A 21,590-nucleotide genomic window follows, 5' to 3' on the forward strand; every position below is an offset into this window, starting at 1 on the left:
AACTTATGGAAATAGGAATGAATGTTACTAGACTTAATTTTTCACATGGTACACATGCTGACCACAAAATAAAAATGGATATTATAAAAGAACTAAGGGAAGAACTTAATAAATCGATAGCGATAATGCTTGATATAAAAGGACCTAAGATTAGAACCCACAATTTTATAGGAGATACTGTTGAACTTGACAAAGGACAAAAATTTGTCTTTAGTTGTGGTAAAGAGATACTTGGTAATAAAGAGAGATGTTCTGTTTCTTATAAAGAACTCTGCCATGACCTTAAAGTAAATGGTAGACTTCTTGTGGATGATGGTCTTATTGAATTTAAGATTGATTCAATAGAAGGAACTGAAATAAATTGTACAGCATTAAATTCTGGTTTTATAGGAAATCATAAGGGAATAAATGTTCCTAACATATCTATTGGTCTTCCTGCAGTAACTGACAAAGATAAATTAGATTTAATATTTGGATGTGAACAAGGTGTTGATATCGTAGCAGCTTCTTTTATTAGAAAAGCTAGCGATGTAATAGATGTTAGAAATATACTTAATGCAAATGGCGGAGAACATATTCAAATAATATCGAAAATTGAAACTCAAGAAGGCGTTGACAACATAGATGCTATAATAGAGGCTTCTGATGGTATTATGGTTGCTAGAGGAGATATGGGGGTTGAATTACCTATTGAAAAAGTTCCAATAATTCAAAAAATGATAATACATAAATGTAATAAGTCTGGTAAGCCTGTTATAACTGCAACTCAGATGTTAGATTCTATGATTAGAAATCCAAGACCTACTAGAGCTGAAGCTTCAGATATAACAAATGCTATTTTCGATGGTACTGATGCAATAATGCTTAGTGGTGAAAGTGCTAATGGAAAATATCCACTTGAAGCTGCTTTAACAATGGCGAAGATTGCAATTGAAGCAGAGTCAAATATTGATTTTAGAGATGCTTTAATTAAGAAAATTTATGAACCTTTAGATAATATATCAGATGCTATAAGTCTTGCTACGTGTACTACAGCAGATAAATTAAATGTATCTGCAATACTAACAGCAACTCAAAGTGGTTATACTGCTAGAATGGTATCAAAATATAGACCAAGATGCCCAGTTATTGCTGTAACACCTAGTAAGCAAGTTGCAAGAGGTTTAGCTATTAATTTTGGAGTACAAAGTATACTTTCAATTAAGTTAACTTCCACAGATGAATTAATGGCAGATGCAGTAGGAAAATCTTTAGCTGCAGGATATATAAAAAAAGGTGATATTGTCATAATTGCAGCAGGAATACCTGTTGGTGAGCCTGGTACTACAAATATGATGAAAATACAACAAGTTTAAATACAAAACAGATTAATAGTAATAGTATATTTATTAAATATTTAGGGCCTAGCATAATTGCTAGACCTTTTTATTGTGAGGTATAATGTATATATTAAGATGCATATAAAAGGGGTTATAAAAATATGATTAAAAATATTGTATTTGATTTAGGAAAGGTATTATTAGATTTTAATCCATTAGTGTATATTCAAAAACTAATTTCTGATAAAGTAAAAGTTCAGGATGTTTATGAAGAAATATTCACTAGTAAAGAATGGATTATGCTTGATAGGGGTATAATTACACAGGAAGATGCAGTAAATGATATATGTCATAGAAACGTAGAAAATAGTGAGTTAATAAAACTTATAATGCACAATTGGTATCAATTACTTACACCGATTGAAGGCACTGTGGAAGTTTTAAAAGAGCTAAAATATAATGGATATAGACTTTATTTCTTATCTAATTTTCATTTGCTAGCATACGAAGATGTTACTAAGCGATATGAATTTTTTAAGGATTTTGATGGTGGTATTCTTTCATATAAGGAAAAACTTATAAAACCTGATAAAGAAATTTATAATAAATTAATAAAAAGATATAAAATTAAGCCAGAAGAATCAATTTTTATAGATGATACAATTGAAAATATTGAAGGTGCTAGAAAATTGAAATTTAAAGGTATACTTTATATAAATTCGGAAGATTTGAGAAAAAAATTGATAAAATATAATATATTATAGTATTTTAAATATAGTAACAAGAGGTGTATAATGAATAAATTAATGTTATTAGGTATTGCGCTATTTCTTTTTTTATATGGAGGGATAAATTATTATATAGGGCTAAGGGGATGGCAAAACTTAGGAAGTCATATTTCATTTTTAAATAACAAGGTATATTGGATAGTAATTGCATTAATCTCATCGGCTTATATCATGAGTATGTTATTGTCTTCTTATATACCGTCTGTAGTTTTAAATACGTTAAATATTGTAGGGTCATATTGGATGGCAATAATTTTTTATCTTATTTTAGTATTGCCGATTATTGATCTAATAAGATTTTTGAATAGTAAACTCCAATTTATTCCAAGGAATATAAATGAAACTTCTAATTTGTCAATAATAATAGCTATGGTGGTAATTGTGCTTTTAGCCGGTTTAATGGCATATGGTACTTGGAGTGCTCGAAGCCCAAAAGTAACTAAGTATGATTTGAATGTAAATAAAGCACCTGAGAATTTAAAGTCACTTAAAATTATTATGGTTTCTGATATTCATCTTGGATATGAAGTAGATAATAGAAGACTTACCATAATGGTCAATAAAATAAATGAATTGAATCCAGATATTGTGCTAATACCTGGAGATATAATTGATAGTAGCATTGAACCTTTTGTAAAACAAAATATGAGTGTTAACTTTAAAAGGATTAAAAGCAAGTATGGAGTTTATGCTTGTCTTGGAAACCATGATGAAATGGGTCGCAAGATTGATGATGTTGTAAAAACTTTTAATGATTCAGGAATAAATGTACTCAGAGATAAAGCAATCTTAATAAATAATAGTTTTTATGTTATAGGTCGTGATGATATATCTCAGGAATCTCAGACGAAAGTTAAAAGAAAAGAATTATCAGACATAATAAAAGATTTAGATAAATCAAGGCCTCTTATATTAATGGATCATCAGCCAAGAAATTTTGATGATACGCAAAAGCAGGGGATTGATTTACAGGTATCTGGACATACACATCGAGGACAGTTATTTCCAGCAAATCTTATAACAAATGCAATATTTGAATTAGACTATGGTTATCTTCAAAAAAACAATTCTAACTTTATTGTATCTTCGGGTTATGGTACATGGGGTCCTCCAATTAGGATAGGAAGCCGGTCTGAAATAGTTGAAATAAACATTAATTTGTTTGGAAGTGATAAAAATAATAAGGCAAATAGATAGAGATGAGATAAAATTATGTGTACAGGTAATAAGAAAAAGTTTTGAAACGGTAGCTCAAGAATTTAATCTTACAAAAGAGAATTGTATAGGGAATGCAAGCTTTATGGAAATTGAACAATTATATAAGCAGTATGATGCAGGCCGACTAATGTTTGCGTATCTGGACAATGGTATCATTGTAGGTTATTTTTCACTTAGCAAGAATAATGGTGGTAGTTTCGAACTGAAGAATCTTGCTGTATTAGTAAAATATCGTCATAAAGGTTATGGTAGGGAAATGATTGCTTTTGCAATGGATAAAGTAAGAGAAATGGGAAGTAATAAAATGACTATTGGATTAATTGAAGAAAGTACTAAATTAAGGAATTGGTACAGTAGTTTAGGATTTATACATACAGGTACAAGAAAGTATAAACATCTACCTTTCACAGTGGGCTTTATGAAAATGGGATTGTAGGTGTTTATAATTCATATACCTAAATCATAAACTTATAAAATGTAAGGTTAAATTTATAGTAATAATCTGACTTTATACAAATAGTTCATATAGCCCAAGGATTAAAATAATACATATTGAAATTATTTCGGAATATTTTGATAGTGTATCAGAAATTACCTTTTCACCAATGTAATACCCTATTGGTATAAATATAAGGCTTAAAATCAAAGAGAATATAGATGTCATAAAAATGTTTAACCCTGAAATACTTGCTCCTATTCCGAGTCCAATATTATTTAAACAAAGAACAAATCCTAGGATAATAGCTTCTTTAAAGTCTATAGTCTTTGAGTCGTTTGTATCTATTATTTCTGGGTTTCTAAGTGTGTTTTCATAGTGCTTATACCCTGATGAATCTTTATTAGCTTTTTCTATACTTTTAGTGCTGCCAATATTTTTCCTAAGCCAATTTACTAATAGAAATATGCCAAATAATATTAATATGCCACTTCCTAGTATATTTGAATATTTCAGTGGCATTAATTGTAAAAGGCTTCTTCCAAATGACATTGCTAAAAAAGTACCTATACCAGAAATAAAGGATATCATAAAGTTACTTATAAAATTTATTCTAACTTTTTTAGCACCGTAACTCAGTCCTACAATAAGACCATCACTGCTTGAGGCAATAGCAAAAAAGAAAATCGCTAAAATATTCATATAATCCCTCCAAAGTAAAGATATCCTGAGATTATAGTATTGTATGAATGATTAAAAGGTTACTGAATTTAGATTTAACAAATAAATACATATGGAGGTTTATATGAAGAAAAAATTATTTTTCATATTTATATTTATTTTTATTTTTCTGCTTTGTATCGTTGGATGTTCAAGGGGTAAAACTACTGTAATGAAAAAATCAGTTGTATTTCCTATAGAGACTAAACCTGCTCAATCATCTTCAACACCTGATTTTAAAAAAAACACTGATATTAAACCTTATGGTAGGAGTGTTCCAGTTTTAGAATATCATTCTATTTCCTACGTAAAAGGCGATCCCATTTGTATGCCTATTAAAAAGTTTAAGGAGCAAATGAAATATCTATATGATAATGGTTATTATACTATAACACTTAGAAATCTATATGATTATCTTATGAATAATACTCCAATACCTAGAAAATCCGTAGTGCTTACTTTTGATGACGGGTATGAAGACAATTATACTGCTATGTTACCAGTTCTAAAAAAATATAACTTTAAAGCAACAATTTTTGTTATTACCGGGGAAATAGATAAAAGTCATCGTTTTTTACAAACTAAACAACTTCTTGAAATGGAAAAATACGGTATAGATATAGAAAGTCATACCGTAAACCATGATAAATTAGAAAATATTTCTAAGAATAAACAATTAAAAACACTAATTCAATCTAAGCAGTACCTAGAGAAAACATTAGATAAACAAATAATTTTCTTCGCATACCCGTATGGTGGGTATAACCAAAAAGCAATTAAATCAGTTCGAGAGACTGGTTATAAAATGGCTTTCACCACTAAAAGTGGGTGGTCTTCTAAATATAATGGTATGCTTTCATTGCATAGGGTATGGGTAGGTACATCTGACAGCCTGAAAGTATTTCATAATAAAATATCTAATCCCAATTACCAATTTTTAAATCTATTATAAGTGACAATCATTATATAAATTTATGGAACATATTAAGAAATAATAAGGATATGTCGCTTCTTTATTTTTGGGACTTAAAATATCTATGTTGGGTATAATATTGTTAATGTATATTTATAGGAGTTGTTAAGTTATGATTAAGCCTGATATTGTTAAATTAAGTAGAAAACCTAACAGATTAATTAATGAAAAGAGTCCATACCTATTACAACATGCATATACCCCAGTAAATTGGTTTCCATGGAATGAAGAAGCTTTTACAAAAGCAAAAGAGGATGGCAAACCTATATTCTTAAGTATCGGTTATTCTTGTTGTCATTGGTGTCACGTTCATAAAAGATATTACGCATTAATTCCGCGTTCTAACATTTTATATTTAAAGTAAGTAAAAAATATATATATTGTGGAGACTCTTTTTTAAGATGTGGTATACTATAATTAGACATATAAAGGAGCTAAAACAATATGGATTTTAGTATAGAAAAGATACAAGAATTAATTAAGAATGATAAAATTCAATGGCGTGGTCATATTCTTATAAGAATGCAATAAAGAAAAATTAAAATTAAGGAAGTAATTGATTGCATAAATAATGGTGAAATAATAGAATACTATGAAAGTGATTATCCCTTTCCAAGTTGTTTAATTTTAGGATTTACTGATACTCATAGTGGAGTTCATGTAGTATGTGCAGTAGGACAAAATTATGTATGGATGATAACAACTTATTATCCTGATAAAGATCAATGGTATAAAGATTTAAAAACAAGGAGGCAATAAGGATGAATTGTATTTTATGTAAATCTAATTTAATTAAAGGTATTGTTAATCATATTGTAGACTTTGATGGACATATAATCATAATTAAAGGAGTGCCAGCAAATATTTGTAAACAATGTGGTGAGTATTATTTAGAAAATGATGTAGCATTAAAGCTTGAAAAGATAATAGAAGATACAAAAAAAAATAAAGCAGAAATATTTGTTATTAATTATTCTGAAATAGCAGCTTAGAAGTTAACTTTTTAGTGATTGGATTGCCTAAATAAAGACATAGAGATTGAAAATGAAATAGAAAAAGTTTTAACAGCTAATTAAGGTGAAATATTCACTCTGATTAGCTGTTTTAAATTTTTATAATTTTATCCTAAAAGTATGTAAATTTATACAATGAAAATTTTATATATTAATATAATTAATTTATTATAAGTATCCTCATGATATATAATACTATAATAGGATATAATTTTAGATGAGATATAAATTTTAAAAGTTAAGGTTGGAGCAGCGACACTTTACTCTGTAAATAAAGAAATTTTAATCTCTTATGGAAATAAAAATAAAATCATTTTATAATTACTATACAATTCAAATAAAATATTTTTGATATATATAATAATAGATTTGAAATAGTTTCTCTAGGAGGAGTAAGAATATGGATTATAATGAGCTTTATAATAAATACTTGAAGCTATTAGAGGAAAATCAGATATTGAGAATAGAAAATATGGATTTCAGAAAACGTTTAGAATTACAAACAAAAGAAATTTGTATGGATAATGAATATAAAGCTATAGTTGAGATAAAGAATGATATATCAATTCAAAAGTATAAGCTTAGTGAAGTAAGTAATAATAGTTTGCCTCAAGAAAAAGTAGAATTATATATGACATTATTTAAAGGTAAAAAAGATGTACATGCTAAACGTTGGCAGAACAAACAAGGCAAAAGTGGATATTCGCCAGTATGTGCAAATCAATGGGTAAAAGGAATCTGTAATAAACCTCAAATAAAATGTTCAGCATGTAAGAATAGAATATACACCGATTTAGATGCAGATGCTATTAATAGACACCTACGAGGAATAGAAATTTTAGGTATTTATGCTATGCAAACAGATGAAACTTGCTATTTTCTTGCAATTGATTTTGATGATGATGGGTGGGAAAAAGATATTTGTGTTTTAAGAGAAATATGTGATGAAAAAAGGATACCTTTTGCAGTTGAACGTTCAAGATCTGGAAATGGAGCACACATATGGTTCTTTTTTATGGAAAGAATAACAGTATTAGCTGCTAGAAAGTTTGGAACATCACTTCTAACCTATGCGATGATGCAAAGGCATGAAATCAAATTCAACTCATATGACAGATTATTTCCTAATCAGGATACTATGCCAAAAGGCGGACTTGGAAATCCTATAGAATTACCTATGCAGAAAAGTGCTAGAAAAAACAATAATAGTATTTTTATTGATGAGAATTTAGAACCTTTTACGGATCAATGGAGTTTTCTAAGTAACATAGGCAAAATAACGAAAGAGGAAATTGATTTTTATACTTCTGAGTTTTGCGTTGGTAATGAACTTGGTGGTTTAAAAGAAACGGATGAGGAAAGTATAAAGCCTTGGGAAAAAAATAAAGAAAAGTTTAAATTCAGTAAGGCTGATTTCCCAGATATTGTTCAAATTACGATAGCCAATATGATTTTCATAAGTAAAGAAGGGTTTTCTAATAAAGCACTAGATTTTATTAAAAGAATGGCAGCATTTAAAAATCCTGAATTTTATAAAGCACAGGCTATGAGGTTATCTACATTTGACAAACCAAGAATTATTTCTTTATCAGATGAAACAGTAGAATATTTATGTGTACCAAGAGGTTGCGAGGATGACCTTTGTAGTTTTTTAACAGAAAATAAAATTGATTTTAGTTGGGAGGATAAAACTTACATAGGTAAACCAATTCGTGTTGAATTTAACGGAAAGCTTAGGGAAGAACAGATAGTAGCGGTTGATACTATGTTGAAATATGATAATGGAGTATTGTCCGCTACTACTGCATTTGGAAAAACTGTTATTGGAGCAAAATTAATAGCTGGAAGGAAAGTAAACACACTTATAATTGTTCATACTCAGCAGTTGTTAGAACAATGGAAGGAAAAGTTAAAACAGTTTCTAATTATAAATGAAGTTTTACCTATAGATCATACTAAAAAAAGAGGAAGTTAAAGAACTAGTAAAGGATTATGGGATGATTATAGTTGATGAATGTCATCATGTTTCAGCTTTTAGCTTTGAACAGATATTGAAAAATGTAGTAGCTAAATATGTTTATGGATTAACAGCGACCCCAATAAGGAAGGATGGACATCAACCTATAATATTTATGCAATGTGGTCCAATTAGATATAAAGTGAACGTGCTAAAGCAAACGGAGAAACTTCCTTTTGAGCACTATGTAATCCCAAGATTTACGTCTTTTAGGAAACCAGTTTTACAAGATGAAAAAGAATGGTCAATAACAAAAATTTATTCTGAAATAAGCACAAGTGAAATAAGAAATGCGATGATTATCCAAGACGTTATTAATTGTGTTAAAGAGGGAAGAAATCCAATAGTATTAACTGAAAGAACAGCACATGTTAAATTATTATCGGATGCTTTAAAAGAAAAAATAGATAATGTTATTACATTAACTGGAGGAATGTCAAAAAAGGAAAAAAGATCTCAAATTGAGAAGCTCTTAAGCGTACCGATAGCACACCTTTGGAGACAATAAATTCAATATATAATAATGATAATTTTTTAACCGTATTTAGTAACGATATTTTGTTAGCAAAAAATGAGGTTGTTATAGTGAGTCAATTTCTTTTAATTAAAACAAAATTTTTTAATATCATAGAACTTTTGGCTAATGTTTCGAAAAATGGAATTACTGTTAATATATTTACTTCTGCAGAAACAGATGTAAGAGAAGATGAAGAAGCTGATTTAAAGGATACATATGACTATTTAAGAACAACTGGAATAAATATAATTTTGAAATCCAATATTCATCAAAAATTTATTATAATTGATCAAAAAACAGTTTGGTATGGAAATATTAATTTTTTAAGTTACAAAAGTGAAGATGAAAATATCATGAGACTTACAAGCTTAAATATTGCAAATGAACTAATGGATACTATTGAGGATAAAATTGTTAATCCAAAGTTGGAAACTGCGGTGCAACAAAAACTATTTTAGAGTACAAAAGTTGGTTGATAAGAAAATTCAGATGTAATGTTTTTAATAAATCTTATATAATTGCTGCTTATATTTAGAGGCTTAAAGTAGTTGCCTTGGGCAAAATATTAAACTTGTATATATAGCATATTAATATATACTATAGATAAGAGGTGTATTTATGGATAACTTAAAGGATATTAGATGGAAACAGAGATTCGAGAATTTTAATAAATCATATAAATTGATGGAAAAATATTCAAAACAACAAATAACTTCAGAACTAGAAAAAGCAGGTATAATTCAATTTTTCGAAATGACTTTTGAATTAGCCTGGAAGGTATTAAAAGATTATTTAGAAGTTGAAGGATATGTTGTAAAGAGCCCAAGAGAAGCAATTAAGCAAGCCTTTCAAATTGGGTTAATAGATAATGGCCATGTATGGATAGATGCATTAGCAAACAGGAATCTGACGACACATACTTATGATGAAATGTTAGCTGATAAAATGTCAAAAGAAATAGTGGAACTATATTTTCCAGAACTTAAAAAAATGCATGATCGATTATCGGAGGAATTATAGTATGTTTGGATTAATAGATAGAGATATTGAATATATTAAAGATGCAATATCAAAATTTGAAACTATAGAAAAGGCTATTATATTTGGAAGTAGATCGATGGGGAATTATAAGAAAGGCTCAGATGTTGATATAGCTATTTTTGGTGAGCAGATAACAAGTGAGGTTATTTTTAAGCTAGATGATTATTTAAATGAAACTTCGCCTTTACCTTATTATTTTGACATACTTCATTATGAAATTATATCAAATGACAATCTTAAAAAGCATATAGTTGATGAAGGAAAAATTATATTCGAGAGAATATGAGATGAATTAAATAAATGAAATATTTAGTGAGTGAGTACCTTCTTAAATTTGTATAAATCAAATTTAGGGAGGTTTTTTTATAGCTGACATTTTAACTCTCATAATGGATATAGTAGAAATGACATGTGCGAAGTATGAACTATATATCTAAATAAAGGGGAGAATTTAAAATTGAATAGAAAAGAAATTACATGCTAAGAAAGGTATCAATGCCATTACAGTTAGTTGCAACGGGGGTTATACAGGTGAACAGATTACAGCAACTAGCGATTCAAATAGGTACAATTAATGGGAAAAAGTAAAGCTTGTTCTAAAGGTACAAATGAATGAGGTTTCATACAATACTTGGATAGAACCTATCTGCGTTATTAAATTAGAGGGAGTAGCTATTACGCTAGCAGTATCATCTGAATTTCATAAAGCAATAGTAAAAGAGAGATATTTGAAGGGCATTAAAAGTGCTATTTTAAATGTAACAGGTAGAAAATATAAGATTAAAATTAGTGTAATTAAAATTTTAGAGAACAAAAGTGAAATATATTCTATAGATACTGCAAATAAGAATAAATTTATACCATGTAAAGTTAATTCTAAATATTTATTTGAAAATATGGTTGTAGGTAAAAACAATGAATTGGCATATAAAAGTGCTCTGGAAGTTGCTAAATCTCCGGGTGAGGATATGAAACTTTTGTACATATATGGTGAAGCAGGAATGGGTAAAACACATTTATTAAATTCTATTAACAATTATGCAGTAGAAAATAGTAAATTCCTAAAGGTTATCAATATTACCATTTATAATTTTATTAATAATATGATAAATGGTATATCAAATGACACAAATGATTTATTTATTAGCAAATTTTGCAACTCAGATGTTCTAATTTTTGATGATCTCCAAAATATAAGTGGAAAAGAGCAAAGTCAGGAGGAATTTAAGAATATTTTAAATACAGCTTTGGCTATGGTAAAACAAATAATATTAGGGTCATCAAAACCATCTCGCGAAATTATAATAAATGGAGAAAAGCTTGAATCTGTATTTGAGGTTAGTGCGGCATTTCAACTTATAAAACCAGAATTAAATACAAAAATTGAAATACTAAAAGTAGGATAAGCAAGGAGGAGCTTTTATTCATAGCTGATGATACTATAAAAATTATAGCTGAAAATGTTGATACAAATGTGAAGGAACTTATAGGTGCTTATAATAAGGTAGTATCTTATAGTAAGATGGTTGATAAAAAGATTGATAAACAGAGAATATTAAGTATCATATAGAAGTCATAATTTCATAAATGAATAATTCTATTTAATATGGAATCTTAATTTTATCACGAATGTATGTAACTTTATACAATGATAATTTAAGCCATTAACATAATTAATTTATTATAACTATCCTCATGATATATAATACCATAATAGGATATTTTTTTAGAAAAGATACAAATTTTAAAAATTAAGGTTGGAGCATCGACACTTTATTATGTAAATAAAAATGAAAGTATTTTAGAATTACTATATAATTCAAATAAAATAATTTTGATATATATGATAATATATTTTAAATAATTCCTCCAGGAGGAAAAATATGGACTATAATGAGATTTATAATAAATACATGAAGCTATTAGAGGAAAACAATATATTGAAAATAGAAAATGTGGATTTTAGAAAACGATTAGAATTACAAACAAAAGAAATTTGTTGGGATAATGAATATAAAGCAATAAGTGAGACAAAGGATAATATATCAATTCAAAAGTATGAATTAGGAGAAGTAAATAATAGTAGTTCGCCTCAAGAAAAAGTAGAACTATATATGGAATTATTTAAAGGTAGAAAAGATGTATCGCAGAATAAACAAGGTAAAAGTGGATATTCTCCAGTATGTATACATGAATGGGTAAAAGGAATCTGTGACAAGCCTCAAATAAAATGTTCAGCATGTAAAAATAGAAAATACACAGATTTAGATGCAGATGCTATTAACAGACATCTACGAGGAATAGAAATTTAGGCATTTATGCCATGCAAACAGATGAAATTGATTTTCATACTTCTGAGTTTTGCTTTAGCGAAGCAAAAGATAAACCAATCATTCTCCATTTGCTAAAGCAACTTTGTGTATGGAGAATATTACAAAAGCATATATCATGATATAATATATATATTGTAATTTCCTAAATGGAATCTGAATACTTAACCTATGAATTTTGGGTCAGAATAGTTTTATATAAATGTTAGGCACGAAGGGATAATGTTTAAATAAATTAAGAGGTGTAAATGTGTTAGATATTAAAGAAGAATTGAAAAATTATAAAGCTATAGAATTAGATACTAATTTAAAGGAGAAGGAGGGAAGTAATGATGAATTAAATTATTTGTTAAATATGTTTACTAAGACCTTTGAAAGGATTGGTAAGGAACAATATAAGTCTGCGAGTGGTATAGAGGAGATTCTAGATTTACTTGAAGAAAACAATGAAAGTAATAGTGAAACCTATGGTATAGTTAAGGAACTTAGAGAGAAAGCACAGATAAAAGATAATGAAATAAAATCAATGATTAACACAATTATAAGTATTTCAGATATTTTTGATTATGTAAATGGGTATGCTTTAAAAAGCAACAATGAGAATTTAAAAGATCAGTTTAAACTTGTTTCGCAGCAAATAGGGGAAAAGTTGGCCCAAAATTCAATTACAGTTATAGGTATAGAGGACGGAGAGTTTGCTTTGAGCGTTCATCAACCTATAGCAGTAGAGTGGCACCCCGATAAGCCTGAAAATGTAATTTTACAGGTTGTCAAAAAAGGTTATATTTATAAAGGAAATGTTTTAAGAAAAGCAGAAATTGTGATAAACAAAAAATCTAAGGATGAAGGGAATGATTTTAAAGAATGAAAAGCAAAATAGTAGGAATTGATTTAGGAACCTCTACTTCTGAGATCGCAGTATTTGAAGATGGAAAGGCAATAGTAATAAAAAATTTATCTGGAGACCTAATTACCCCTTCAGTGGTAGGAATCTCTATAGCTAACGAATTAGTTGTAGGAAAAGAGGCAAAAGATCAGTTAATTATAAGACCTGAAAGCACTGTAATGGAAGTAAAAAGGCTCATGGGTTCAGGAAAAGCTGTGGAAATGAATGGCAAAGAATATAGACCAGAAGAAATATCTTCATATATTTTAGGATACTTGAAAAAATGTGCAGAAAATCACCTAGGAGAAAAAGTAGAAAGAGCAGTAATAACAGTTCCTGCATATTTTACTGAAAAGCAAAGAAGAGCTACAGTAGAAGCTGGCAAATTAGCAGGTTTTAAAGTTGAGAGAATAATAAATGAGCCTACTGCCGCCGCGCTAACTTATGGAATTGAACGTTTAGAAAAGAATGAACACCTACTGGTTTATGATTTGGGTGGTGGAACATTGGATGTGACACTTCTTGAGATGTTTGAGGGTGTTCTTGAAGTAAAAGCTAGCAGTGGGAACAACAAGCTAGGAGGAAAAGACTTTGATGATAAGCTGATAAACTATTTGGTTAATGACTTTAATGAAAAATATGATATTGATTTGTCTAAGGATATAAAAGCAATGGTTAGACTTAAAGAAGCTGCAGAAACCTGCAAGGTGAAATTAAGTAGTTTAAAGGAATATAAAATTGTATTGCCATTTATTGCAGGCAAAGGAAATGAACCACTTGCAATAGAGAGCATAATAACAAGAGATGACTTTGAGAGGATGATTGAGGTGTTTGTAGAGTCTACTAAGTCACAAATTGATATAGTATTAAAGGATTCCGAGCTAAAGGAAGATGAAATTGATACAATACTTTTAGTTGGAGGCTCCACTAGAATACCTTTAGTAAAGAAATTTTTGGAAAGAGTATTTAACAAACAAACAAGTTCTGTTGTGGACCCTGATCTTGCAGTAGTTATGGGAGCGGCAATTCAAAGTGCTATACTAAGTGATGAACTTTCAGCGCAGACGGAGATACTCATTACAGACGTTTGTCCTTATACCCTTGGAGTTGAGATATTAGATGACTTTAATGGAATGCCTATTCCTGATGGTTATAGCATACTTATAAATAGAAATACAACTATACCTGTGGCAAAGGAGCATGTGTATTATACAGCAGAAGATGGTCAGACGGAGGTAGATATAAAGATATATCAAGGAGATTATAAAAAGGCATCTATGAATAACTTTCTTGGTAATTTTAAACTTTCTGATATCCCGGAGGCTAGAGCAGGGGAGGAAAGAATTAAAGTTAGATTTTCTTATGATGTAAATGGTATTCTTCAAGTGGAAGCAGCTGTCTTAAGTACAGGAAAGAATGCAAATATTACTATTGAGACTACTGGAGTTGAAATGGACAAAGAGATAGATGTTGATGCTTGGGACGAAGCTCAAGGCTCAAGAAAATATCGTAGACTTATTAAAAAAGTTGAAAAGTATATGTGTAACAATGAGGATAAAGACAGTCTTGAAATGGATGGCCTATTAAGGAAACTTAAAAGAGCTATAATCCAGGGCGATAGTGAATTAGCGGCGGAAATTGATGAGGAACTTACTGATTGGATGTATGAGCTGGAGGCGTAATAATGCTTGAGAAGTTATCAAATATATACCTAGAGGAAGGCTTAAAGAATTTGTATCAAAATAGGTTATTCTCTGCAAAAATTAATTTTCAAAAGGCTTTTGATATTAGTAACGAAAACTGGGAAGCTTTGAACTTACTTGGACTATGTTTATATACTTTAGGAAATTTTAAAAAAGCTGAAGGCTTATGGAATAAAAGTATTTATTTAAATCCAAAAGAGGAAAACAGAGCATATCATTATATTGAAAGTTTTAAGAAAAATGAATTTATATTGCTTTGTGACCTATATAACAAGGCTCTTTTGTGTGCAAATGATGGGGATTTTAAAAGGTCAGAAAAGTTCTTAAAAAAGGAACCTTATATGAATTGTAACATAATCCCTTTTATAAATTTAAAAGGTCTTTGCATGTTTAAGTTAGGTAAAAAGGGAGTAGCTGTATCATTATGGAAGCAGGCGTTGCTTATTGATGTGGAAAATCAAGATGCATTAAAATATATAATTAGCAGCAATGATGGACAAGGAGAAAAAATAACTTTTAACTATTTAATGAGAAAAATATTAAAAATATCCTAAAGAATATATGAAAAAAGGTGATATAAATGAAAGATTATTATGATATATTAGAGGTAACTTCAAAAGATTCAAAGGAAGATATAAAAAGAGCATATTTTAAGCTTGTAAGAAAATATCCACCAGACAGATTTGAAGCAGAATTTATGAGAATTAGAGAAGCTTATGAAACTTTAAGTAACGAAGAAACAAGGAAACAGTACGATTCAATAAATAATCTAGGTTCTATTATGAAGGAGGAGTATTCTTTAGCAAGAACGTATCTTGAAGAAGGAGACTTAAACAAAGCAATTAAGATTCTTGAAAAGATGGCGAAAGCGGACTCAAATATGCTTATAGTAAAAGCATTGCTAGGAGAGGCTTATTTAAAAAATAATAATAGTGGAAAAGCTCTGAAAGTGTATGAAGAATTAACTTCAGTTGAACCAAAGAATGCAGCCTTTGCAGGGTATTTGGCTAATGCTTATTTAAATAGAGGGTGGCAGAAAAAGGCTATTATAGCATACGATAGGGCAATAGGACTTGATAGTGACAACATTTCCTTGTGGCTTGGTTTAAGTGGAGCCCATGTAATAAATAATGAATATCATGATGCCAGAAATGTTTTAGAGAAGGCTTTGGGTATAGTTAAGGATATAGATACAAGTACAACAATATATATAAAATTAATTATGATTGATATAAACTTTGGAATGTTTTTTTTAATACATAAATCTTTAGATAAGTTAGCAGAGCTAGCAATAAATAATGATGAAGTAAAAGATAATGTGGCATGGACATTGTCTCATATAGCAGATTATTTAATGCAAATGGGAAGAGAAGAAGATGCTAGAAAACTAATAGAGAAGGCAGCGGAAATTTTACCTAAAGATAAAGAAATATTAAAAACTGAAAAAGAAATTGTGAACTATACAAGTTACACAGATGAATTTCAAAAACTTGAAAAAAACAAAAAAATAAAACATGAGGTTGCTGCTATAATTGCTTTTGAGGTACTTACGAATAACATGTTAGGAATGTACGATGAAGAAGAAAAAGAAGCAATGGCTTATTTTCAGAAGTCTATGGTTTTAGATTATTATGATAATTATAAAACCTCTATAAAAAAATTAGAAAAGGATTATCCAAAGTTATACGCTTTAGAGTCAGAGTTCTTTAATAAGTTAACTAGTAACATTGAAAGAAAAAAGATGCAAGATGAATATAAAAAACAGTTGCCTAAATATGGGCCTATACTAGAGAAATTTTTTGATGAGGAAGATGAAGATGAAGAGTATGATGAAGATGGCAGGGGAGATTATGAACCACAGGAGCCTATTGTAAGAGAAGAACCTAAAATTGGTAGAAATGATCCTTGCCCCTGTGGAAGTGGCAAGAAATATAAGAAATGTTGTGGGAAATAATCATAAAGTAAGTTTTAGAACTTTCATCACAAGTAAATGAAATGTATAGTGAACGAGAATCTCCTTAAATCTGTATAAATCAAATCTAGGGAGTTTTTTATGACTAATACTCTAACTTGGATAATGGATATAGTAGAAATAACATGTGCGAAGTATGAGCGATACATCTAATTAGGGGGGGGGGGACATGGGAGAATTATTAAAACTAAAGTCCAAAGATAAAGACTATTAGTAAATTTACTTACAGGCAGGTTAATATTGTTCATTCACATTTTAAACTCTTTAAGCTCCTTATTTTTAAGCAAAACTAATTATTGAAAAGGTTGTTAAATCTGAAATAAAAGGAGGAATTCTAATACATATAAATACAGTAAGAGGATAAATGTGTTATTGAATAGTAACGTTTATCTCTTTTGTTTGGCAAAAGAATGCATCATTGAATTTACTGTAAGTTCAATAAACTGTAATTTAAACAAAGGCGAGCGATTTGATCATGATTTATTTGATTTTTATCTTTTATTTATATATATAGACAATAAATTAAAAACAGTGGTTTTACAAACTAAATGGATATCTGTATTTCTATCAATTTTTTTGAGGTTTATTAAAGCATTTGTTCTAAATAAATTTATCAGAATCAGGATGACCACACTGTGGTATAGAATTTCTTCTTGTAAATCTACATTTATATCATACAATTTATTACTATTTTTTTTGTAATTTTTTATTAAAATTATTTTTATATTTAATAAATTTTCATCTATAAAACATTTCTAAAAAATTATTTAATTTCTTTTATTTTGAAAGTAACTTGTGTAAATTTATGTTGTAAGTAATATTATTAAATGATTGTATTCAAACAAAAATCAAAGGTAATTTATATGTTAAAGAATCTGTGATTTATAAAGCAAATTTATATGTTCAGGGACTTAAAATAGCTACCTTGGGTATAATAACTTTAATACATATATTGAAGGGAGTTATAGCTATGACTAAACCTGATACTATTAAACAAAATAGGAAATCTAATAGGTTAATTAATGAAAAGTCTCCTTATTTACTTCAACATGCTTATAATCCAGTAGAGTGGTATCCATGGAGTGAAGAGGCTTTTACAAAAGCAAAAGAGGATGACAAACCTATATTCGTAAGTATCGGTTATTCTTGTTGCCACTGGTGTCATGTTAATAAAAGATATTACGCATTAATTCCTTCGCTCTTTATAAATTAAAAAGAATATACAAGTTTTAAAGATACATAATTTACTGTATCTTTTTTTATATTTAAAATGAATAGTGGGATTGTCTAAGCAAAGATGAAAAATGTATTTTAAAAAGTTAAATGTTTTTTTATCACGTTTGTTATATAATTATAGCTATAATGCTTGGTAAAAAATTAGATATATCAAAGAAGCTTAATATTATATGTGGAAGTTGTCGTGGTATTCTCGGTAACTGCTTCTGATGGTAAACAATATAGTACAAAGAATTATAATTTAGATGCTGTTATATCTGTTAGTTATAGGATATATTCAACTAAAGCTACACAATTTAGGCGTTGGGCAACTCAGGTTTTGAGCAAGTATTTAATGAAAGGTTATGATTTAAATAAAAAAGATTAAAGAATAGTTTATTTATAGGAGAAGATTATTTTGAAACATTACTTGAAGAAATTCGTGAAATTAGAATGCATTTAGTTGTAAAATAGTAATATATAAATAAATTATTAAAGATGAGTAAATTATCTTTAATAATTCGGGTGGGTGAATAATTATTGAATAATAACAACAGGGAAAATAAGATTATCCTTTATCAAACAGATGAGGGTAAAATAAAAGTTAATGTGTTCTTTGAAGACGAAAACTTTTGGTTGACTCAAAAGGCCATGGCAGAGCTATTTGATATTCAAAAAGCTGCTATTTCAAAACACCTTAAAAACATCTATGAATCGGGAGAACTTGATAAGGAATCAACTGTTTCCATTATGGAAACAGTTCAAAATGAAGGGGGACGAGATGTAAAAAGAAATACCGAATTCTATAACCTCGACACAATAATTGCTGTGGGCTACCGTGTAAATTCCAAGAAAGCTACCCAGTTTAGGATTTGGGCTACACAAACTTTGAAGGAATATATTTTAAAAGGATTTGTTTTGAACGATGAAATGATGAAAAACGGAAGACCTTTTGGTAAGGACTATTTCGATGAGTTACTAGAACGTATTAGGGAGATTAGAGCATCTGAACGCAGAGCTTATCAGAAGATGGCAGATGTGTTTGAACAATGTAGTAGTGATTATAGTTCTAGTTCAGAGGAAACAAAGTTATTTTATAGAACAGTGCAAAATAAATTGCATTTTGCAACAACTGGAAATACAGCTGCTGAGATTATTTATAATAGGGTAGATAGTGAGATTCCTTATATGGGACTAACTACATGGAAAAACGCACCACAAGGTAAAGTTCTAAAAAGTGATACTACAATTGCTAAGAATTATCTAAATCAAAAAGAAATAGATAAACTTAATAGGCTTGTTACCTTATTTATAGATTTTTCAGAATTAAGAGCTTTAAATCATCAAATTATGACCATGAAAGATTGGGTTGTTCATGTTAATAAGTTTTTAGCCTTTTCAGATCAAGAAATATTAGAAAATACAGGTAAGATATCCCATGAAATGGCTGTAGCTAAAGCTTATGAGGAGTATGATAAGTTTAGAATAAAACAAGATAGATTATATATATCAAATTTTGATAAAGAATTTGAAAAGTACTTAAAAGGTGGGATAGTTAGTTAAAATTATTTATCATTTATATAATTTACTTCTTTTAATGGACAGTGATATAGTTAGGTACAGTTCGCCTCCACCAGAAAGACCCACAACTAATTAAATAGTTGTGGGTCTTTCTTTATTTAATATATATAATAGTCTGGTGAATTAGTTTGTAAATAAGGTACAATGCTTTAATAGATAGAATTAAATAACAAATTAATAAGATTAATATCTATCGTCTCCTTTTACTAATGGATATCATATCTTTAAGAGTATATAAAAAGATAGAAAAATTTAATTACTATAATTAGTATTGTTTTAGTAAATCCATTGCATTAATAATATATACATATAAGAAGAACTGAGGAGTTCTTTTTTTATTTTAACAAAAGCATAGTTATAATAAATATTACATTTGGAGTCTAAATAGAGTATATTACAAACAATATCAAATAAATATATTAAAAGTGGCCCTACAACTTGATGGAATATATAATATATAGTTCGCTTAACAAATCAACCTTAAACGAACTATATAATAAAATGAATAAAATAAGAGGAGATATTATGAAAACATATTTTTATATTAGAGTAAGTAGTAAAGACCAAAATACAATTAGACAGGAAGTTAAGGCTAAAGAATATAATATACCATTAGAAAATGTATTTATTGAAAAAGTTAGCGGTAAAAATTTGATAGATAGACCAGTGTTAATAAATTTAATGGCAATATTAAAAAGTGGTGATAAACTTATTGTAGATAGTATAAGCAGATTCGCCAGGAATACTAAAGATTTAATTGAATTAGTAGAACAGTTAAATAATAAGGGTGTTAAATTTTTGAGCTTAAAAGAAGCCCTAGACACCACTACAAACACAGGCATGTTTGTGTTAACTATGTTTGGAGCGGTGGCACAACTTGAAAGAGAATACATAAAAGATAGACAAATGGAAGGTATAAAAATTGCAGTAAAAAAAGGAAAATACAAAGGACGTAAAGCTATTGAATATCCAAAACTATGGAATAAATATTATAAAATGATGAATGAAGGGAATATAAGCGGTATTGATGTTATAAAAATATTAGGCCTAAAGAAAACTACATATTATAAATTAGTAAAGCAATATGAAGAAAGTAATTAGAAGAGGAGCGTTAAAAATGAATGAAGAAAAAAACGAATTTAAAAGAGCATATAAGGAAACGGAACTAAAATGGAAAACTTCAAATATAAAATATAAAAAAGATAAAATAAGAAAATATTTAGAGGAAATCAAGATAACATCAGAAGAGCAAAGAGAGTATGTCAATAATCAACTTTTAATTATTGATGAATTAGAACAGGAAGATTTAATAGAATATTTAGAAAAAATTAACACGATAATTATGGCGGATAACAAAAAAGTTATAGAAAATATAAAATAAGGGGCACAAATAGTTATTTGGCGAAGTTATTTTAACAAGATATGGGAAAAAGTGTTCGACATCATGTTGGCGAAAAGTATTAAGTATTATGATAAGCAATATTATTATTAAATAAGCGTAGCCAAAAGTGGCTACGCTCCTTAATTTTATGGAGCGTATATTTAATCAAAACAACGAAATTCGTGGTTTAATACATACCCACTAGTGGGTATATACCAATGAAAAATAAGTTAGTTAATCGCAAAATAATCGCAATGCGATAACAATGCGATTGCAATGTGATATAAAATTGTACAAATGTACATCAAATGTACAATAAATGTACGTTACAAATATGTACAAAAATATTAAAATGTAACTCTAAAAATCATTCAATATAATAAGTATGAGAAAATAAAAACGACGTGAAAAATAGACTTTCACGTCATTTCTCTTATTTTTTATGCTACTTATTTCGAATGTTTTACTTTTTTATTAATA

Annotated in this window: 23 protein-coding genes and 3 pseudogenes; 25 read left to right on the forward strand and 1 reads right to left on the reverse strand. The window is 28.5% G+C overall.

From position 1 onward, the window contains the following. The 4 genes from pyk to Q0649_RS01870 all read left to right on the forward strand — a co-directional run. Positions 1–1,355, forward strand: a 1,355-nt coding sequence (gene pyk / locus Q0649_RS01855; protein ID WP_298836654.1) for a pyruvate kinase, incomplete at its 5' end; no start/stop codon positions are given. 125 nt (positions 1,356–1,480) lie between these two features. Then, positions 1,481–2,083, forward strand: coding sequence for an HAD family phosphatase (locus tag Q0649_RS01860; protein ID WP_298836655.1), 603 nt, complete (start codon positions 1,481–1,483; stop codon positions 2,081–2,083). 30 nt (positions 2,084–2,113) lie between these two features. After that, positions 2,114–3,304, forward strand: a complete 1,191-nt coding sequence (locus Q0649_RS01865; RefSeq protein ID WP_298836657.1) for a metallophosphoesterase — start codon at positions 2,114–2,116, stop codon at positions 3,302–3,304. Next, positions 3,276–3,761: a GNAT family N-acetyltransferase gene (locus tag Q0649_RS01870; protein ID WP_298836659.1), complete on the forward strand. Its 486-nt coding sequence runs from the start codon at positions 3,276–3,278 to the stop codon at positions 3,759–3,761. The genes Q0649_RS01865 and Q0649_RS01870 overlap by 29 nt, the downstream gene beginning before the upstream one ends. A gap of 72 nt (positions 3,762–3,833) precedes the next feature. On the opposite strand, the gene ytaF is transcribed toward Q0649_RS01870, so the two are convergent. Further along, on the reverse strand, positions 3,834–4,463 hold the full coding sequence (gene ytaF / locus Q0649_RS01875; RefSeq protein WP_298836661.1) for a sporulation membrane protein YtaF: 630 nt from the start codon (positions 4,461–4,463) through the stop codon (positions 3,834–3,836). Between the two features lie 103 nt (positions 4,464–4,566). Between ytaF and Q0649_RS01880 the strand changes: the two genes are divergently transcribed. From Q0649_RS01880 to Q0649_RS01965, 21 genes and pseudogenes are all read left to right on the forward strand, one after another. Then, positions 4,567–5,433, forward strand: coding sequence for a polysaccharide deacetylase family protein (locus Q0649_RS01880; RefSeq protein WP_298836663.1), 867 nt, complete (start codon positions 4,567–4,569; stop codon positions 5,431–5,433). Positions 5,434–5,566: 133 nt separating this feature from the next. Then, positions 5,567–5,773 (forward strand): annotated as a pseudogene (locus Q0649_RS01885) (DUF255 domain-containing protein); the annotation flags it as partial. 224 nt (positions 5,774–5,997) lie between these two features. Further along, positions 5,998–6,213 (forward strand): DUF4258 domain-containing protein, encoded by a 216-nt coding sequence (locus Q0649_RS22985; protein ID WP_367179338.1) that lies wholly within the window; start codon positions 5,998–6,000, stop codon positions 6,211–6,213. Between the two features lie 2 nt (positions 6,214–6,215). Next, positions 6,216–6,446 carry a type II toxin-antitoxin system MqsA family antitoxin gene (locus tag Q0649_RS01890; RefSeq protein ID WP_298836665.1) on the forward strand — a complete coding sequence of 77 codons (231 nt, stop codon included), beginning with the start codon at positions 6,216–6,218 and terminating at the stop codon, positions 6,444–6,446. A gap of 421 nt (positions 6,447–6,867) precedes the next feature. Further along, positions 6,868–8,442: a TOTE conflict system archaeo-eukaryotic primase domain-containing protein gene (locus tag Q0649_RS22990; protein ID WP_367179335.1), complete on the forward strand. Its 1,575-nt coding sequence runs from the start codon at positions 6,868–6,870 to the stop codon at positions 8,440–8,442. 22 nt (positions 8,443–8,464) lie between these two features. Next, the gene (locus Q0649_RS22995) at positions 8,465–8,992 is read left to right on the forward strand and encodes a DEAD/DEAH box helicase (protein WP_367179336.1); all 528 of its coding nucleotides are present in this window, start codon (positions 8,465–8,467) and stop codon (positions 8,990–8,992) included. After that, a complete protein-coding gene (locus Q0649_RS23000) occupies positions 8,980–9,459 on the forward strand; it encodes a phospholipase D-like domain-containing protein (RefSeq protein ID WP_367179337.1) in 480 nt (159 codons plus the stop codon). The genes Q0649_RS22995 and Q0649_RS23000 overlap by 13 nt, the downstream gene beginning before the upstream one ends. Before the next feature lie 160 nt (positions 9,460–9,619). Next, positions 9,620–10,021: a nucleotidyltransferase substrate binding protein gene (locus Q0649_RS01900; protein WP_298836667.1), complete on the forward strand. Its 402-nt coding sequence runs from the start codon at positions 9,620–9,622 to the stop codon at positions 10,019–10,021. Position 10,022: 1 nt separating this feature from the next. Further along, on the forward strand, positions 10,023–10,328 hold the full coding sequence (locus tag Q0649_RS01905) for a nucleotidyltransferase domain-containing protein (RefSeq protein WP_216290015.1): 306 nt from the start codon (positions 10,023–10,025) through the stop codon (positions 10,326–10,328). A 301-nt stretch (positions 10,329–10,629) separates the two neighbouring features. Beyond that, positions 10,630–10,779, forward strand: a pseudogene (locus Q0649_RS01910) (DnaA N-terminal domain-containing protein); the annotation flags it as partial. Continuing rightward, the gene (locus Q0649_RS01915; protein WP_298836691.1) at positions 10,771–11,448 is read left to right on the forward strand and encodes a DnaA ATPase domain-containing protein; all 678 of its coding nucleotides are present in this window, start codon (positions 10,771–10,773) and stop codon (positions 11,446–11,448) included. The pseudogene Q0649_RS01910 and the gene Q0649_RS01915, both read left to right, overlap by 9 nt. Positions 11,449–11,925: 477 nt before the next feature. Further along, complete coding sequence (locus tag Q0649_RS01920; RefSeq protein WP_298836673.1) at positions 11,926–12,354, forward strand: TOTE conflict system archaeo-eukaryotic primase domain-containing protein; 429 nt, start codon at positions 11,926–11,928, stop codon at positions 12,352–12,354. A gap of 268 nt (positions 12,355–12,622) precedes the next feature. Beyond that, complete coding sequence (locus tag Q0649_RS01925; protein WP_298836675.1) at positions 12,623–13,240, forward strand: nucleotide exchange factor GrpE; 618 nt, start codon at positions 12,623–12,625, stop codon at positions 13,238–13,240. Further along, positions 13,237–14,940, forward strand: coding sequence for an Hsp70 family protein (locus Q0649_RS01930; protein ID WP_298836677.1), 1,704 nt, complete (start codon positions 13,237–13,239; stop codon positions 14,938–14,940). Before Q0649_RS01925 ends, Q0649_RS01930 begins: the two co-directional genes overlap by 4 nt. A gap of 2 nt (positions 14,941–14,942) precedes the next feature. Then, complete coding sequence (locus Q0649_RS01935; protein WP_298836679.1) at positions 14,943–15,515, forward strand: tetratricopeptide repeat protein; 573 nt, start codon at positions 14,943–14,945, stop codon at positions 15,513–15,515. 26 nt (positions 15,516–15,541) lie between these two features. Then, positions 15,542–16,915: a tetratricopeptide repeat protein gene (locus tag Q0649_RS01940; RefSeq protein ID WP_298836681.1), complete on the forward strand. Its 1,374-nt coding sequence runs from the start codon at positions 15,542–15,544 to the stop codon at positions 16,913–16,915. Between the two features lie 988 nt (positions 16,916–17,903). Then, positions 17,904–18,110, forward strand: a pseudogene (locus Q0649_RS01945) (DUF255 domain-containing protein); the annotation flags it as partial. 231 nt (positions 18,111–18,341) lie between these two features. Next, a complete protein-coding gene (rhuM, locus tag Q0649_RS01950; protein ID WP_298836683.1) occupies positions 18,342–18,536 on the forward strand; it encodes a RhuM family protein in 195 nt (64 codons plus the stop codon). Positions 18,537–18,688: 152 nt separating this feature from the next. Beyond that, positions 18,689–19,711 carry a virulence RhuM family protein gene (locus Q0649_RS01955; RefSeq protein WP_298836685.1) on the forward strand — a complete coding sequence of 341 codons (1,023 nt, stop codon included), beginning with the start codon at positions 18,689–18,691 and terminating at the stop codon, positions 19,709–19,711. Between the two features lie 543 nt (positions 19,712–20,254). Then, entirely contained in the window at positions 20,255–20,830 is a 576-nt protein-coding gene (locus tag Q0649_RS01960) for a recombinase family protein (RefSeq protein ID WP_298836687.1), read from the forward strand. Positions 20,831–20,846: 16 nt separating this feature from the next. Then, positions 20,847–21,110, forward strand: coding sequence for a hypothetical protein (locus Q0649_RS01965; RefSeq protein WP_298836689.1), 264 nt, complete (start codon positions 20,847–20,849; stop codon positions 21,108–21,110). The last annotated feature ends 480 nt before the right edge of the window (positions 21,111–21,590 follow it).

Source organism: uncultured Clostridium sp. (genome assembly GCF_937920395.1).
In the GTDB taxonomy this organism is placed as follows: domain Bacteria; phylum Bacillota; class Clostridia; order Clostridiales; family Clostridiaceae; genus Clostridium_AD.